Here is a 12063-nt window from a genome sequence, read left to right as displayed (position 1 = left end):
ACCCGCTGGAACAACTCCCACAACTCATCCGGCACCAGCCGCTCAACGATCGAAACCACGATCGACAGCCTATCGAACCAAATGAGATGACTTCTGAGTGGCCAGCCGCCCAGAGATTCGGCCACGGGAGTTGAGATCCCACACTGGCCTTCTCGGGGCTTGTCGCGGAGGTCTGCCATGCCCCGAACCATTTGGAGTGGAGCCATCAGCTTCGGCTTGGTCACTTCTCTGAATCAAGCCCATTTTCCAGAGATCTCGATCTTCACGCCGACTGCGCGCCGGTACTGAGCTGGGTGAGCTTGAGTAGTTCTTCGACGTGGTAGATCTCGGTGACCTCCACCCTGTCCGCAGCACCCTCCTCCTCAGCTGTGCGGATGGGGAGATCGGGCCAGAACTTCTCCTCTACTGGGGGATATCGATCAGGACGCGCCCGTGGCCGCCGACGTCGATGCGGTCGTGGGCCTTGGCGATGTCCGTGAGCGGGAAGCGGTCGCCGATGTCGACGGTGAGGGCGCCGACGGCGGCCGCGGCGGTGAGGTCGCGGGCGGCCTGGCGTTTGGCCTCGGCGGGGAAGTCGTCGCTGCCGAGCAGGCGCAGGGTGACGTTGTTGAACAGCAAGCTCCAGAACGGGATCTCGGTACGGTCGGAGCGGGTGGCGTACGCGGCGATGACGGCGCCGTTGGCGGCGACGGTGTCGTTCAGGTCGGCGTTGTCGGACAGGGCGACCTCGATGATCCGGTCTACGCCGTCGGGTGCGTGGGCGCGGATCGCGGCGGCCGGGTCGCCGCAGTCGAGTGCGACGGCGTGGGGGACGACCGCGGGGTCGATCCGGTCCAGGTCGGTGCCGCGTCGGACGGTGCCGATGACCGTGGCCCCGCCCCAGCGGGCGAGCTGGGCGGCCAGCGAGCCGACCCCTCCCAGGACGCCGTTGACGAGCACGAGTTTGCCGTCGACGGAGCCGTCTGCGAAGACGGTGCGGTGCGCGGTGATGCCGGGGATGCCCAGGCTCGCGCCGAGGTCGTCGCTCAGGTGGTCGGGCAGCGGGACGGCGAGGTCGCCGGGGACGACGGTGTACTGGGCGGCGGTACCGAAGGGGCGGTAGGACTGGGCGCCGTACACCCACACACGCTGTCCCACGCGCCGCGCGTCGATGCCGTCGCCGACAACGTCGATGACGCCGGCGGCATCGCTGTGCGGGATCACCCGCGGATAGGGCATGGCCGAGCCGGTCCAGCCACGCCGCTTCTTGGTGTCGCCCGGGTTGGCGCCGGAGACGGTGACGCGGACACGGACCTCACCGGGGCCGGGGGTGGGGTCGGGCACCTCACCGAGCTGGAGCACCTCGGAGGCCGGGCCCTGCTGGTCGTACCAGGACGCAAGCATGTTCAGTCCTTTTCACGGGTGTGGACGTGGGGGCGGGGCTGCTCGTCCGCTCCTGGGATGCCGTCACCGTCCAGGACCTCGTGGAGCCAGGCGCGTTCGGCGCGGCTGGTGGCGCGGGCGGTGAGCATCATGCCGCGCCGGTACGGGTCGGTGACCTGCTCGGCGCGCAGGGGTGTGTTGCCGTCGTAGAAGAAGCTGGCGGGAGCTTCCAGGAAGTCCAGACGGCGGCGCAGCACGGCGTGCTGCTCTGCCCTGTCGGGCAGCAGCGAGAGGAACGCCAGGATCACGAACCAGCGGGAGAAGTCGGTGATCTCATGCTCGGCCGGTTCCCGCAGCCGCCGCAGCATGTCCTCGCGTCCTGCGTCGGTCAGGTTCAGCACGTACCGGCCGCCGCCCGCCTCGGGTGCGGGGCGCCGTTCGATCAGCCCGGCCTTGGTCAGCCGGTTGATCGCCGGGTAGAGGGTGCCGTCGCTGACCGGACGGCTGTAGCCGGTCAGGTCAGTGATGCGCCGTCGCAGCTCGTGGCCGGGCAGGGGGCCTTCGGCGAGGAAACCGAGGATCGCGAGTTCGAGCATGACCCCACCCTCTCACATCGAAACGATGTACATATCGTTTCGATGTTACGGTGGGTGGGCGCCCGCTCTGTACCGCCTGCCAGGCCACCCCGGGCGGACCGGCCGCCCGCGCCGCACCCCTCGCCGAGAGCACGACACAAGGAAGACGAACCATGACTGCCCCTGCTCCCCGTCAGGCCCACGTCACCTCCGCCGACGGCACAAAGATCGCCGTCACGATCACCGGCCAGGGCCGCCCCCTGGTCGTCTCCCCGGGCGCTCTCAACGCCGCCCAGGACTGGCAGGTTCTCGCCGACCTGCTGGCCCCGCGCTTCACCACCTACGCGATCGACCGCCGCGGCCGGGGCACCAGTGGCGACAACAGCGAGCACACCATCCAGCGGGAGGCCGACGACATCGCCGCTGTCCTCGACCTCGCCGGCCCCGACGCGATCCTGCTCGGCCACTCCTACGGCGGACTGGTCACCCTCGCCCACGCCCTGCACCAGCCCCCGGCGGCGTTCATCCTCTACGAGCCCCCGATCCCGCTGGGCGGCCCCGTCGGCGGCGACGCCCTTGCCCCTTTCGAGGACGCCGTCCAGAACGGTGACCTCGACCAGGCCCTCACCCTCGGACTGCGGAACTTTCTGAAGTTCCCCGAGGAAGCCATCGAGGAGTTCCGCCAGACCCCGTTCTGGGCCATCCGCGCGTCCATGACACCGACGTGGGCCCGCGAGATGCGCGCGATGGACAGCTTCGGCGGCGACCTCACCCGCTTCGCCGCCCTCGACGTCCCCACGCTCCTCGTAATCGGCGAACTCAGCCCCCGCTGGCTGACCGACGTCTCCCGCCGCCTGCACCAGGCCCTGCCCGACGCCAGCCTCGTCGAGATCCCCGGCGAAGCCCACGACGCCTTCCTCACCGGCCCCCACGCCCTCGCCGACGCCATCACCGCCTTCGCCGACGGCCTGCCCGCTTAGTAGCTCGCCCCGGTGGGGCCGTGTGGCTACGGCTATCGGCCCCGCCGCGGGTCGTGACCGGGGGCGCCGTGGCCGTAACTGGTGCCCGGCGCGGGTCCGGCGCCGGGGCTGCTCTGCATCGCCTCACGTACATGCTGCAAACGAGCCAGATCAGCGCGCGCCAGTCTCTCGACCCCGCGTGCCTGGTCACGTTCTTCACGCGCACGGTGCATCGAGAAAATGCCGCGCATGGTGTTGCGCAGGGCCTGCAACAGCAGTGCCTCGCGGTACACCCTTCCTCCGCCGCGGCGGACGTTCCTAGCCGCCATGGCGGCCCCTCTCATCTGGCCGGGGTTGTCGACACCTTCCCGGCGCTGCCGGCTGGTGCGCTGTGCTGACCGTGCCAGTACATCGGCCGCCCTCGCCAGAGGGCCGTGCGCGATGAGACCGAGTTCGTTGGCGTCCTCGCCAGCCCGGCGGGCGGTCACGTAGACGAGGGTGCCGCCGTCGTACAGGCACGCCCCGGCCCAACGGAGGGCGAGGTCGGCCAGGCCGAGGGTGCGGGCGGAGGAGCCGATGGACAGCCGATGTCAGCTGTCGGTGTCGAGGTGGGCTCGCACGGCGTCGACGAACTCGTCGCCGTGTTGGAAGACCCCGCCGTGCCCGGCCCCTGGGTAGATGATCAGCGTGCTGCCGGGGATGCGGGCGTGCATATCGTGGGACAGTTCGGTGGGGACCATGCGGTCGTGGTCGCCGTTGGCGATGAGCGTCGGGGCGCTGATGCGGGAGAGGTTCTGCGGCTCAGCCCGGCCCCAGCCCCGGATGGTGGTGATCTGGCGGTGGAAGGACGACAGCGCGATGGGGTCGTCATGGTCCATGACGCGCTCGCGCAAGCGCGCCAGGTAGGCCTTGGCTGCCGCCTTGCCCGCGGGGGTGCGGGGAAAGAACAGGAACTCTTTGGCATCGGTGCGGGCCATCGCGGCACGAGCCATGTCCCAGTAGACGTAGGCCCCTCCGGTCGGACGGTCGATGCCGGCTCCCCCGGCGGGGCCGGTGCCGGCCAGGACGAGGCGGCGCACGAGTCCCGGCGCATCGAGGGCCACCTGCTGGGCGACGAAGCCGCCGAGCGAGAATCCGAGCAGGTCCATCTGGGTCAGGCCAAGGACGGCCACGAACCCCTCCGCCGCGCGCGCCATCGCGGCGACGGTGCCTGGGATGCGGCCGGTGGATCCGCCGACCCCGGGGAGGTCGAGCGCGACGACACGGCGGTCGCGGGCGAGCGCGTCGACGAACCGGGGATCCCACTCGTCGAGCGTGGCGCCCAGGTGAGCGAGCAGGACCAACGGGACGCCGTTTTCGGGGCCGAGGTCGCGGTAGACGAGCGTGTTCGAACCTACGATGACGCGGCGGTTGGGCGCCGTGGCCCACGTGGTCGGGCGGGGGCGGACGTTGGACTCAGCCATGGTTGGTCACCGCCTTCGGGTCGGTGGTGACCAGGACCTTGCCGCGTGTGCCGCCGGCGAGCGCCTCGTCGAGAGCCCGCGGGGTCTGGTCGAATGGGAGCACCCGGTCGATGACCGGGCGCAGCACCCCGTCATCGACCAGCCCGGCGACCCGGCGCAGCGCGGCGCTATCGGGTGTGATGAACAAGAACCTGTAGGTGACCCCGAGCGCACGTGCCCTGCGGCGGGTACGGGCACTCAGGGCCCGGATGGCGAGCCGGACAACCGGGTTGACACCGACGCGCCGCGCGAAGACCGGGTCGGGCGGGCCCGTGATGCCGATGACGGTGCCGCCAGGGCGCAGCACACCGAGGGAAGCCTGCAGCGTGGCTCCGCCCTGGGTGTCGAGGACGAGGTCGACGGGCGTGCCGGCGAGGCTCTGCGCGAGGTCGTCGCGGCGGTAGTCGATGACAATGTCGGCACCAAGCTCGCGGGCGGCTGCCGTGTTCGCCGTCGAGACGGTGGTGGCGACGGTGCAGCCCAGGTGCCTGGCGAGCTGGATCGCGACCGATCCCACGCCACCGGTCCCGCCATGGACGAGGACGGTCTGGCCCTTCGTCACCCCGCCCATCTCGACGAGGGCCTGCCAGGCCGTGAGCGCGACGACGGGAAGCCCCGCGGCCTCGACCAGGCTCACCGACCGGGGCACGGGTGCCATCGTGGCAGCGTCGACTGCGACGAACTCGGAGAAGGTGCCCGTGGCCGCCAAGTCGACATAGCCGTACACGTGGTCGCCCACGGCGACGTCGTGTACCGCGGTGCCGGCCTCGACGACCTCGCCGGAGAGCTCACCGCCCATGACTTTGGGTAGCCGGAACGGGAAGATTGCCTTGAACTCGCCGGAGCGGACCCTCTCGTCGGCATGGTTGACGCCCGACGCGACCATGCGCACGAGCACCTCATGGGGGGCTGGGACCGGTACGGGCATCTCGACCTCCCGCAAGGGGGAGCCGTACCTCTCGAGGACGAAGGCCTTCACGGAGCACTCCTGGCAAATCGTTTCTGGGGGTCGGATATCTCGGCGGCGCGCATCCCGGCTTGGCCGCCGTACTTCTCGACGATGAAAGCCCTCATCGTTGTCTCCGTTCCGTTTCCCGTCCCTGAGAGGGCGGGTCTCTGCTCGCCCCGGGCTTCTCCCAGTACGGGACAGTTTGTGTTGTTTTCCTGGCTGCGGTGCGGACGCGCTGCGTCCTCAGCCGCGTGCACCCATCAGGCCACCGGCACGACCGGGGCGATGAGGCGGTCGACGGTGCCTCCCTGGAGGCGGTCCAGGGAGGCGGTGATCCCTTCGTGGGGCGCGCCGAGCGGCACCGCGCTGACCTCGGTCAAACGGGTGTACTGCTCGTCGGTCAGCTGGACGTCGAGGGCGCCGAGGTAGCTGTCGAGCTGGGAGAGGTTGCGCGGGCCGATGATCGGGACGAGCGTGGCCACGGAGCGGGTGGCACGCTCGCGCACCCAGGCCACCGCCACCTGGGCCGGCGGCACGCCGGTCTCCTCGGCGATGGCCAGGACGGTGTCGACGACAGTGGTCTTCTGGCCGGTGCTCTCGGTGTGGATGACTACGCCCAGGTCGCTCAGGCGCCCCTCGGCGGAGCTGCGGTATTTGCCGGTGAGCAGCCCGCCGCCGAGCGGGGACCACAGTGCGGCACCCAGGCCGAGGCTCTCGGCCATGGGCAGGAGTTCGCGGTCGGCGGTGCGTTCGACGAGGCTGTACTCGTGCTGGATGCCCACGATCGGGGCCCAGTCCTTCAAATCCGCGAGGGTTGCCGCGCGCGAGACGCGCCAGGCGGGGAAGTTGGACAGCGCGGCATGGTGGATCTTGCCGGCGCTCACCAGGTCGTCGAGTCCGCGCAGGAGCTCCTCCATCGGAGTGAGCTCGTCGGGGAAGTGCACCCACAGCAGGTCGATGTAGTCGGTGCCCAGGCGCTTCAGGCTGGCCTCCACCGAGGCGACCATGTTCTTGCGGCTGTTGCCGGTCTTGGAGATGTCCGGCTGCGGGGCGGCGCCGAGGGCGAACTTCGTGGCCAGGACGAAGTGGTCGCGGTCGGCGGAGATCAGCTTCCCGGTCAGTTCCTCCGACTCGCCGAACTGGTAGCCGTCCGCGCTGTCGAGGAAGGTGCCGCCGGCCTCGGCGAACCGGTCGAAGATCCGGCGTGCTTCGTCGGGCTCGGCTCCGGCGCCCCAGCCGGTGCCGAAGTTCGCGGTTCCGAGCGCGTACTCGGAGACGCGAAGTCCGGTCCGGCGTCCGAAGGTCGTGTAACGCATGAGATGTCCTTGCATGAGGGGTGGGAAGGCGGTCGCGCCGGGGTGGAGAGGTGAGCGTCAGCCCGCGTTCGGCTGGGGTGCCGCGGACAGGCTCTGCTTGACGTACCGGCTGGTCTCGTCGGCGAGGATCTCGGGCAAGCCGGTCTCGATGCCGTACAGGGCCTGGGCCGCGACGTCGGCGGCGGCGACCTTCTGATCGGCGGGCACGGCGGCGGCCATGTCGGTGTCCATGTAGCCGACGTGCAGCGCCGAGACCGTGATCCCGCGCGGTGCCAGCTCCTCACGGGTCGCGTCGCTCAGCGCCCAAGCAGCGGCCTTGGACGCGGCGTAGGAGCCGAGGCCGGCCGGGTGGAACCAGGACAGGGCGGACAGGACGTTGAGTACGGCGCCGCCGCCATTGCCCTCGATGACAGGGGCGAAGGCCCGGGTCGCGGCGAGCGGGCCGAAGAAATTGGTCTCCATCTCCTGGCGCACCTCATTCACGTCGCCTCCGATCAGCGTCGCGCCGGTGGAGATGCCCGCGTTGTTGATCAGCAGCGTCGCGTCGGACGCCACGCGTGCGGCCTCCCGTATCGACGCCTCGTCCGTGACGTCCAGCCGCAGCGGGATCACGCCCGGCACATCGACCGTCTCGGGGCGGCGGGCCGCGCCGTACACCTTCGCCCCGCGCTCGACGAGCTGGCCGGCCAGGTGCCGCCCGAACCCCCGGTTGGCACCGGTGACGACCGCGACCGCGTTCTTCAGATCCATGCTCGCTCCTGGTTCCTGGCGGGCGCCGTCGGCCACCCGCACGGTTTAGATTATGTAACCAATCTAAACACGGGTCTATGATAGATGCCAGTCGACATTTAAACGGGAGGTGGTCATGGGCCGCGTATCGCAGGCACAGGCGGAGGAAAACCGCAGGCGGGTGGTGGACACCGCATCCCGACTGTTCCGGGAGCAGGGCACGCAGGTCAGCGTCGCCGACCTGATGAAGGCGGCCGGTCTGACCCACGGCGCCTTCTACAAGCAGTTCGCCTCCAAGGAGGCGCTCGTCGACGAGGCCACCGCCCACGCCTTCGCCGAACTCACCCAACGCCACAGCACCGGTCTCGAGCGGCACGAAGGGCAGCGCGACGCCGCCCAGCAGGCGCTGATCGACACCTACCTCGCCGTCGAGCACCGCGACGACCCGGCGGACGGCTGCCCGGTCGCAGCCCTCGCCACCGACATCGCACGCGAGGGCGGGGGGCGCGAGGCCCGTCGCCTCTACGCCGAGGGGGTGGCCGACTTCGCCGGTTTCCTCGCCACCGACGACCAGGACGGCATCGCCCGCCTCTGCACCCTGTTCGGCGCACTGGTCCTGTCCCGGGCAACCAAGGGCTCCCCGCTCTCCGAGGAGATCCTCGCCGCCGCGCACACAGCCTTGACGGAAGCCGGCTGATAGAGGGCACGGTGCGGGCGCCCCGATCTCCGACAGTGGCCGCGCCGCCCGTTCCTGCCCCCTCCCCTCTAACTTCAGTCAGGGCATGGGCAAAAGCGGTCGCTATGGGAATCTCAGAGGCCCGACCACGCCCGTACGGTGGGAGGTGACCTGCACAGACTCCACGACGCTGGCGAGGCTCGTGCAAGAGAAGCCGCAAGGAAAGACACAAGGGTTCGCGCAGGAGATGTTGCCGCGCGGCGGACCGAAGCACGGTTCGAACAGCAGTACCTTTGCCCCCGTGGCAGCTTCGTACGACTTCCCCCATGACCTGATCGACGCCCAGGACGAACTCCGTCAGGTCCGCGCTGAACTGCAGACGCTCTACCAGCGGGTGCCGTGGTCGGCCGAACCGCTGGGCGCGTGAGAGACGCACGAGAACGCCTGGCGGAAGTCGTCCCGGCCCTCCTCCCCCGGCTGGGACCCCCAGGACGCGGCGGAGATCGCCCGGCTACGGGCGCGGGAAGTCGAACTCGCCACGGCGGTCGTCACGCACGCGTACTGGACCAGCCTCGCCCCGGCCGACCTCCTCGCGGCCCGTGACGCGCTCAGGCACCACCCCGAGCAGCAGATGGCCGAGGCTTCCAGCTAGCCGCAGACCGCTCCTTGAACAGCGGTCGTGGGGTCCGCCGTTCCGGCCTCGCGGCGGTATGCGGCGTTCAGTTGCTGGGCCTCTTCGAGCTGGTCCTCGAGGATGACGATGCCAGCTCGATGACGGCGGTGATCCGCTTGCCCACCGGTTCCCGGTGGACACAGAACATCTGGGACACCGCCATGGTGATCTCAAGGCCGTGCTGGCCGATCCGTTCCGGGTCGGCCGCCTCGATGGACGGCAGGGCGGTGCTGCTGTCCCACACGCTGATCTCGACGGCGCCCTCCACGATCTCCAGGTCCAGCAGACACGGGCCTGGCGCGTACTTGCGGGCGTTGGTGACCAGCTCGCTCACGACCAGCTGCACCATGCCCATTGCCCGCGCCGACACCGGCAGCCCGTGCACGGCCTGCACCGTGGTGAGGAAGTCGCGGGCTGTGTCCCGGGCCTCGGCGATCTCCGCACTGCCCTCGAACGCGGCACCGGCCCTGATCGGACGGTCGGCAAGCGGCTCCTGGCCCTCATTTTGGGCAGCCGCATCCATGGACCCGCCTCACTTCCGAAGCGTCGAGCAGTGCCCACCCCGCATACCCCCGGACCACCTCAGCACGCGCAAACATGCGAGGTCTGTTTCCAGAAATGCGCTGCGGGTATTCCCACCTGGGAAGAGTCGCGTGGAGGGAGCAGACCGTGAACGAGCAGGCCGGGCAGTGGCACTTCCTCACCAACCACGCCCGGGTGCTGTTCGCCGTCGCACGCGACCCCGCCGCCCGGCTCCGCGACATCGCTGCGGTCTGCCGCATCACCGAACGCACCGCGCAGAGCATCGTCACCGACCTCGAACAGGCCGGCTACATACGCCGCGAACGCGAGGGACGGCGCACTCGCTACATCCTCTGCGCAGACGGCACCCTCCGCCATCCAGCGGAGGCACGCGTGCCCGTGCGGGAACTACTGGACGTCTTCACCTCGCACGACGGTCGACCCTGACAGGGCCTTGCTGAGTAAGCCCGGGGCGCGGTGCCGGGATTACTCCCGGTCCGTTTCCCCGGACTTCTCGCCGAACCGCCGTGCGCCTCTCAACGCAACGGGCTCTCCACGGAGACCGCCATCAGGCTTGAATCTCGGCCCATGGGCTGGGGATACGGATTCCTCGCCAGCGGTATCGGGTGACGACCACCGCTGTCATGTCGAAGAGCTCGGTTCCCTCCGCCGAGATCGGCCGCCACCGCCCTGAGGGGGTGACGAACCGTCGGCGGATGTCCTTCCATGTCCAGTCGTGCCGGACCCTCAGCATTCGCATCACTCGCCACCAGATGAAGTCGGCGAGTGCGCTGAACTGGTTCTTGGCCACGGCGTGCCGGAAGTAGGCGGACCAGCCCCGCACGATCTGGTTGATCCTGATCAGCAGGGACTTGAGATCTTGTTGCGACTGCCTGCGGGTCAGGGCGCGGATCTTCGCCTTCAGCTGCCGGATGGGGCGCTTGGCGATGAACGTGTAGACGTGCCACTGATCCGTCCCCTTCTTGCGGCGCCACTGGATGTGGAACCCCAGGAAGTCGATTCCGTCCTCCAGGTGCGTGACCTGGGTCTTCTCCTGTGACAGGCGAAGACCCAGAGGCTTGAGCACCCGACTGACGTCCTCGCGCACCGCCAGCACGTCTTCGCGGCTGCCGTTGACGAGCACGACGAAGTCGTCCGCGTAGCGGACGATTCGCCAGTTCGGCAGCTGCTTACGAGTACGGCGGCTTTGGCGCTGCCATGCGGTGGACATCGCCCCACCCGGCTTCCACGGCTCCATCAGGTGCTCATCGAGAGCCGACAGAGCAATGTTGGCCAGTAGCGGGGAGAGGATTCCGCCCTGCGGGGTCCCGGTCATGGTTTCCTTGTTCTCGCCGAGCTCCGTCAGAATTCCGGCTTTCAAGAACGCCTTGACCAGGGCCAGAACGCGTTTGTCCTTCACCCGGGCGCGCACGCGATCCATCAGGGCCACGTGATCGATCCGGTCGAAGCACGCCTCGATGTCCGCGTCCAGCACCCAGCGGTAGCTGTTGGTGCCGAAGTGGTGGATCTCGGCGATCGCGTCCTGGGCCCGCCGGCCGGGCCGGAAACCGTAGGAGACCGGCGTGAAGTCGGCCTCGAAGACGGGTTCCAGTACCAGTTTCAGCGCGGCCTGCACGACCCGGTCCGCGACCGTCGGAATGCCGAGGCTGCGGACCTTCCCCGACCCGCCCGGTTTCGGGATCTTGCGTTCCCGCACTGGAAGAGGTCGGAACGAGCCGTCCTTGAGAGCGGCCCGCAGGTCGTGCAGGAACCCGGGTGTCCCGATCCGCTCCTCGACCTCGATGACCGTCAGGCCATCGACGCCGGGAGTGCGGGCGCCCTGGTTTCCCGCGACCCGGGCGAACGCCATCGTCAGCGTCGCCGGGTCGTGCACGAGGTTGAACAGGTCATCGAACCGACGGCCCGGATCGGCCGTCGCCCAATGGTGCAGCTTGGTCTGCATCTCCAGTACCCGAACCCGAGAGCTCGGATCCTCGCTGTTCAGCGAGGTGTCTTCTGGCATTGCAGTCCCTCCTTCTATGTTCTCCGCTGCCGCCCTTCCCCATGTGACCGGCTTTCCCGGCCTCGGAGTACTACGGCGGCTCCGCCCCGCCCGATACGTTCGGCTGTCGGTGCGCCTATCCACGTTCCTCATCTGGAAGTTGAGGAGCGTGGAACTGTGACCGGACGGTTCCCGTGTTCACTGTGGTTCGTTTGTCGAAGTAGGAGCCCGACTATGTCCCAGCGGCCTCGCCACGAGTACGCCGCAGGCTTTCCTCGTGGCCTCCCACGCCCGCTCTTGAATACGGTCGTGGAAGTTCTCGCCGTCCTTCGGACGACGAGACGCACCGCGCCCGGCCCAGATCCGCCAGGTTCGAGCCGGTGTCGGGGTTGAAGGACGTAGTTACGCCGGTTCCTCGCGTACTCCTCTTCGTCTCGCTCGCCGAACCCGCACCATCTGGCAGTGCTGGTACGTCCCGGCTTTGTCAGGGCCGCTCCCGCCCTCTCCGGCACCACCCGGGTCAGGCTGCCCTCAGCTACGCTGACCTGCTGCGACAGGCCAGGGGTGACGGTCTTTCACCTCCACTCGAACCACAGCGCCTCACGGCGCAACCAAGATCCCCGACAGCGTCAGGCACTGAAAACTAGTCACCATTGTCGGTGCGAAACGTGCTCGCCGGGGAGGACGGCGTATCTCAGTACGCGGCCAGGGAGATGGCGAGGTAGTGCGCGGTGAAGGCTGCCACGGTCAGCGCGTGGAACACCTCGTGGAAGCCGAACCAGCGGGGTGAGGGGTCGG

General features: G+C 69.1%; 13 protein-coding genes and 2 pseudogenes. 5 read left to right on the top strand and 10 right to left on the bottom strand.

Going from position 1 to position 12063, the window contains the following annotated elements; genetic code table 11:
- Positions 1–402: 402 nt before the first annotated feature.
- On the bottom strand, positions 403–1383 hold the full coding sequence (locus ABZV42_RS41485) for an NADPH:quinone reductase (protein ID WP_356057413.1): 981 nt from the start codon (positions 1381–1383) through the stop codon (positions 403–405).
- Between the two features lie 2 nt (positions 1384–1385).
- Positions 1386–1958: a PadR family transcriptional regulator gene (locus ABZV42_RS41480; RefSeq protein WP_356057410.1), complete on the bottom strand. Its 573-nt coding sequence runs from the start codon at positions 1956–1958 to the stop codon at positions 1386–1388.
- A gap of 152 nt (positions 1959–2110) precedes the next feature.
- Between ABZV42_RS41480 and ABZV42_RS41475 the strand changes: the two genes are divergently transcribed.
- Both ABZV42_RS41475 and ABZV42_RS41470 read left to right on the top strand, forming a co-directional pair.
- Positions 2111–2917: an alpha/beta hydrolase gene (locus ABZV42_RS41475; protein ID WP_356057408.1), complete on the top strand. Its 807-nt coding sequence runs from the start codon at positions 2111–2113 to the stop codon at positions 2915–2917.
- 131 nt (positions 2918–3048) lie between these two features.
- Complete coding sequence (locus ABZV42_RS41470; protein WP_356057406.1) at positions 3049–3294, top strand: hypothetical protein; 246 nt, start codon at positions 3049–3051, stop codon at positions 3292–3294.
- Positions 3295–3486: 192 nt separating this feature from the next.
- On the opposite strand, the gene ABZV42_RS41465 is transcribed toward ABZV42_RS41470, so the two are convergent.
- The 4 genes from ABZV42_RS41465 to ABZV42_RS41450 form a co-directional block, all read right to left on the bottom strand.
- Entirely contained in the window at positions 3487–4359 is an 873-nt protein-coding gene (locus tag ABZV42_RS41465) for an alpha/beta hydrolase (RefSeq protein WP_356057404.1), read from the bottom strand.
- Positions 4352–5284, bottom strand: coding sequence for an NADP-dependent oxidoreductase (locus ABZV42_RS41460; protein ID WP_356057415.1), 933 nt, complete (start codon positions 5282–5284; stop codon positions 4352–4354). Before ABZV42_RS41460 ends, ABZV42_RS41465 begins: the two co-directional genes overlap by 8 nt.
- Before the next feature lie 323 nt (positions 5285–5607).
- A complete protein-coding gene (locus tag ABZV42_RS41455; protein WP_356057402.1) occupies positions 5608–6663 on the bottom strand; it encodes an aldo/keto reductase in 1056 nt (351 codons plus the stop codon).
- Between the two features lie 57 nt (positions 6664–6720).
- Complete coding sequence (locus ABZV42_RS41450) at positions 6721–7413, bottom strand: SDR family oxidoreductase (protein ID WP_356057400.1); 693 nt, start codon at positions 7411–7413, stop codon at positions 6721–6723.
- A gap of 115 nt (positions 7414–7528) precedes the next feature.
- Here ABZV42_RS41450 and ABZV42_RS41445 point away from each other — a divergent pair, with 115 nt between their 5' ends.
- The gene (locus tag ABZV42_RS41445; protein WP_356057398.1) at positions 7529–8089 is read left to right on the top strand and encodes a TetR family transcriptional regulator; all 561 of its coding nucleotides are present in this window, start codon (positions 7529–7531) and stop codon (positions 8087–8089) included.
- Positions 8090–8369: 280 nt separating this feature from the next.
- Entirely contained in the window at positions 8370–8495 is a 126-nt protein-coding gene (locus ABZV42_RS41440; RefSeq protein ID WP_355991166.1) for a hypothetical protein, read from the top strand.
- A 221-nt stretch (positions 8496–8716) separates the two neighbouring features.
- Here the strand turns inward: ABZV42_RS41440 and ABZV42_RS41435 are convergent.
- Together ABZV42_RS41435 and ABZV42_RS41430 are read right to left on the bottom strand one after the other, a co-directional pair.
- A pseudogene (locus ABZV42_RS41435) lies at positions 8717–8830 on the bottom strand (MerR family transcriptional regulator); the annotation flags it as partial.
- The gene (locus tag ABZV42_RS41430; RefSeq protein WP_356057396.1) at positions 8788–9264 is read right to left on the bottom strand and encodes an ATP-binding protein; all 477 of its coding nucleotides are present in this window, start codon (positions 9262–9264) and stop codon (positions 8788–8790) included. The pseudogene ABZV42_RS41435 and the gene ABZV42_RS41430, both read right to left, overlap by 43 nt.
- Before the next feature lie 146 nt (positions 9265–9410).
- Here ABZV42_RS41430 and ABZV42_RS41425 point away from each other — a divergent pair, with 146 nt between their 5' ends.
- A complete protein-coding gene (locus tag ABZV42_RS41425) occupies positions 9411–9710 on the top strand; it encodes a helix-turn-helix domain-containing protein (RefSeq protein ID WP_356057394.1) in 300 nt (99 codons plus the stop codon).
- Between the two features lie 121 nt (positions 9711–9831).
- Here the strand turns inward: ABZV42_RS41425 and ltrA are convergent, their stop codons facing one another.
- Positions 9832–11286, bottom strand: coding sequence for a group II intron reverse transcriptase/maturase (gene ltrA / locus ABZV42_RS41420; protein ID WP_356057392.1), 1455 nt, complete (start codon positions 11284–11286; stop codon positions 9832–9834).
- Between the two features lie 673 nt (positions 11287–11959).
- Positions 11960–12063: pseudogene (locus tag ABZV42_RS41415) on the bottom strand (hemolysin III family protein); the annotation flags it as partial.

This window comes from Streptomyces sp. NPDC005281, assembly GCF_040607495.1.
GTDB lineage: Bacteria > Actinomycetota > Actinomycetes > Streptomycetales > Streptomycetaceae > Streptomyces.
The sequence above is the reverse complement of the archived record's forward strand: the minus strand, read 5'-3'. Positions and strand labels throughout refer to the sequence as shown.